Source organism: Methylorubrum aminovorans (assembly GCF_022179725.1).
Lineage (GTDB): Bacteria > Pseudomonadota > Alphaproteobacteria > Rhizobiales > Beijerinckiaceae > Methylobacterium > Methylobacterium aminovorans.
This window is the reverse complement of record NZ_BPRC01000073.1, coordinates 1-3,683: the sequence shown is the minus strand read 5'-3', so window position 1 is coordinate 3,683 and position 3,683 is coordinate 1. Positions and strand designations below refer to the sequence as shown.

The window sequence follows — 3,683 nt, the reverse complement described above, 5'->3', positions numbered from 1 at the left end:
AAAGAGTGGCGCGCCGTCGCCACCCGCTACGAGAAGACCGCCGTCAGCTTCGCCGGTGTCCTCTGCCTCGCCGCAACACTCGACTGGCTCAGGTGACGACAGGCCCTAGGAAAGCCGCGAGGCCGGAGAGAAGCACGATCTGGTCGATCCCGGTCTTCTCGCCGGAAGCGCCATCCTCGACAAGCGCTTCCGGCGCCTTGGCCGCAGGTAAAGACGCCGTCGGCTCGCCCTCCGCAGCTCTCACGGCTGACAGCGAGACACCGCCGGCAACAGGTGGCAGTTCCGGCGCGGCAGGCAGGGGCCGGTCCGCTCGCGGGCCAAGCACGTCCGGCTCGACGCTGACGCCCGCCGCCTCCAGTTCCAGCATCACCAGGACGAGAGCGTCGACATCCAGGCTGTCGACGGGTAAGGCCGCCTGGAACTCCTCAGCAGTCAGTTCCCCGCGCTCGCGACCGAGAGCGACCAGTCGGTCGAGTGTTCCGCGGTCGATCGTGTTCATCCCACCCCCTTGTCACGCTCGTGCTGACGGCGGCGCATGGGCTCAGATACGGCCTTGTGCCAACACAGCATGCCGACGCAGCATGCCAACACAGCATGCCGACGCAGCATTATGTCACCCCGTTGACCCCGTGCCTCAGGGAGCCAGCGACAGCCAACGAGGATTGCTGTCGGAGCGTTTCGGCAACTGAGAGGCATTGCGATGGACGGAGGCGGTAAGGCAGGTAGCGTCCTCGGGCATCCGCATGTCCGGATCGAGGGTCGCGCCAAGGTCACAGGCGCGGCAATCTACGCATCCGATCTGCGTGCCGGGGTTGTCGCTCATGCAGCGCTCGTCACCAGCACGATCGCATGCGGACGTATCACCGGCTTCGACCAGTCCACGGCGGACACCGTTCCAGATCTTCTCAGGATCTTCACGCATCGCGACTTCGCCGGCGCCATCGCGGCCGTGCCTCACTTGATGGCCGGCGGCTATGTCAACAGCGCGCACAGGCCACTCGCTTCGGATCGTGTTGCCTATGCCGGCCAGATCGTGGCGCTGGTCGTCGGCCGGACACCTGAAGCGGCGGCGCGCGCCGCAAGCCTGCTGCAGGTCCGCTACGAACCGGAACCGGCTGCCGGCACTTTTGACGAGCCGGGTGCCGAGACCGTGCGGCTGGCGGATCTGAAGCCGGGTCACGAAGATATCGCCAAGGGTGATCCCGGCCTTGCCTGGGCCACCAGCGCCGTGCTCGTCGACGCGCGCTACGAAACGCCCATCCAACACCACAATCCCATCGAGCTTTTCACCACGCGCTGCGCGTGGGAGGGCAATTGCCTGACCGTGCACGAGCCGACTCGCTATGTCGGCGCCGTGCAGCACGGTCTCGCCGCGCAGCTCGGAATGGATCCGGCTAAGATCCGGGTCGTCTCGGGTCTGCTTGGTGGGCATTTCGGCTCGAAATTTGCACTATCGCAGCACTCAGCCCTCGTGGCGCTCGCTGCCAAGAGGCTCGGCTGTCCGGTCTCGTTAGTGCCGACCCGACGGCAATGTTTCACCATTGCCAATTACCGCCCCGAGTCGCGCCATCACATCCGCCTCGCCGCCGACCGCAATGGCCACTTCACGGCACTGATGCACGAGGCGGAGGTGATCACCTCGCGGTTCGATCCATTCGCAATGGAAGGCGCAGAGGTGGCCGCGAGCCTCTACGCCTGTCCGGCGATCCGCACACAGGAGCGGGCGGTCCGGGTCGACCGCAATACGCCCGGCCCGATGCGAGCACCACCCGAGGTGCCCTACCTATTCGCGCTCGAGAGCGCCGTCGACGAGGCGGCGTGGCACCTCGGCTTAGACCCGATCGAACTGCGTCGCCGCAACGACACTGCGACCGACCCTGTCACGGGCAAGCCGTTCTCGACACGCCCGCTGATGGCCTGCTTCGATGAGGCTGCAGCGGCCTTCGGTTGGGAGCGTCGATTGCATGAGCCGGGCTCGCGGCGCGACGGATCCTGGCTGGTCGGGCTCGGCTGTGCCGCCTCCGTGCGGCCAGTCAAGATTGCCGCGGCGACGATGCGGATCCGCATCACCGCGGACGACACCGCGGAGGTGGCCACGACCCACCATGAAATCGGCAACGGCATCACCACGCTTCTCGCAATGGGAGTGGCCGACCAGCTGGGTGTCCCGGTCGAGCGGGTGTCGGTGCATCTCGGCGACACCGCACTGCCGCCGGCCGGCATCTCGGGCGGCTCAAGCACCACGACGAGCCTGATGAATGCGCTCGTCCTCGGCTGCGACCAGTTGCGTAGGCAGGTGTCGCACGCGCTGACCGAGCCAGGCCGCTCGTTCGAGGGGCACGATCCGACCAGCTTAGGCTTTGCTGAGGGTCGATTCATGGCGCCAGATGGCCGCCGATTGCGGCTCGCCGAGGCCGTTCGGCTCATCGACCCAACAGGCATCGAAACGCTCGCGGAGTTCGTGCCTGAAGGCTCTAAGCCGGACGCTCTGAGAACCCTGCGCAACGGTCACATCGGCCTGACAGTCGGCGGCGACACGCTCAAATGGGCATTCGGCGCACAGTTCGCGGAAGTCCGCATCCACGCTGAAACAGGAGAGATCCGTGTGCCGCGCTTGACGGGCGCTTTCGCGGCAGGGCGCATCCTCAACCCGCTCTCGGCCAGGAGTCAGCTTACCGGCGGAATGATCTGGGGGCTCGGCTCCGCGCTCCTTGAGGAAACGGTCCTTGACGGTGCGACCTACCGCAACCCTGACCTCGCGGAGTATCTCGTTCCGACCGCTGCCGATGTCGATGTGGTCGAGGCATTGCTGGTGCCGGACCCCGACGCAACCGTGAACCCATTGGCGGTAAAGGGTCTCGGCGAACTCGGGATCATCGGCGTCAACGCGGCGATTGCCAATGCCGTGCACCACGCCACCGGCCGCCGAATCCGAAGCCTGCCGATCCGCATTGAAGATATGGTGTAGCAAAGCCCGCTTGCGTGTCACGGGCCGCCGCAACGAACTGATGAGGCACGCTGCCTCAACCTCACTCGTGAAGAACACAGAGATTGCCGGCGCACGCGCGGCACATGCGCCTCAACCGCGCCGCGCGCCGTCCGCATCCGCGGACACTTTGCCGGTGCCCGGGCAGGCCCTCCGCCTTGTTTGCGCACCCGACACGATTCGAACGTGTGACCTTTGCCTGAGGAAGGCTACGCTACCATCCCTTTGAGCAATCAGGGCAATCAACCACCCCGCACAGCGCCGTTGCGCGGCGCCTTGAGTTGGGCTACTCACGAGCCACGGTCAGCACCCGTAGCTCAGCTGGATAGAGCGTTGCCCTCCGAAGGCAAAGGTCACACGTTCGAATCGTGTCGGGTGCGCCAATCATAAGCCATTGTTTTTGCTTATGGTTTTTTGACCCATCCGGAAGCTCCATCTAGCGTTCGTGAACAGCCTGTCACGCTTTGTCACAAGCGACGGGTCACGAATCATGGCAACTATCCGAAAGCGGGGACGTTCCTGGCAGGTTCAGGTGCGGCATGTCGGCTTTCCCACTCGCTCGAAATCGCTCTCTTCCAAGGCCGCTGTGATCGGCCCCCAGGCGGTGGTCCAAGTTCTAAGTTAGTGCAGGGTCGGCCTTTGCTCCACGGGTCGCTTGGCCGGCGGAGCCGACCGGGTGAGCGCAGCCGGCCAAGCG

At 65.4% G+C, this 3,683-nt stretch carries 2 protein-coding genes, 1 tRNA gene and 1 pseudogene; 3 read left to right on the top strand and 1 reads right to left on the bottom strand.

Translation table 11 applies throughout. The features are described from left to right. Window positions 1–96: pseudogene (locus tag MFF24_RS28485) on the top strand (IS5 family transposase); the annotation flags it as partial. Here the strand turns inward: MFF24_RS28485 and MFF24_RS28480 are convergent. Further along, window positions 89–499: an RNA polymerase sigma factor region1.1 domain-containing protein gene (locus MFF24_RS28480; RefSeq protein ID WP_238229198.1), complete on the bottom strand. Its 411-nt coding sequence runs from the start codon at window positions 497–499 to the stop codon at window positions 89–91. The pseudogene MFF24_RS28485 and the gene MFF24_RS28480 overlap by 8 nt on opposite strands. A 201-nt stretch (window positions 500–700) precedes the next feature. Between MFF24_RS28480 and MFF24_RS28475 the strand changes: the two genes are divergently transcribed. Together MFF24_RS28475 and MFF24_RS28470 are read left to right on the top strand one after the other, a co-directional pair. Then, window positions 701–2,968 carry a xanthine dehydrogenase family protein molybdopterin-binding subunit gene (locus tag MFF24_RS28475; protein WP_238229197.1) on the top strand — a complete coding sequence of 756 codons (2,268 nt, stop codon included), beginning with the start codon at window positions 701–703 and terminating at the stop codon, window positions 2,966–2,968. A gap of 324 nt (window positions 2,969–3,292) precedes the next feature. Continuing rightward, a tRNA-Arg gene (locus MFF24_RS28470) sits at window positions 3,293–3,369 on the top strand. Window positions 3,370–3,683: the final 314 nt, after the last annotated feature.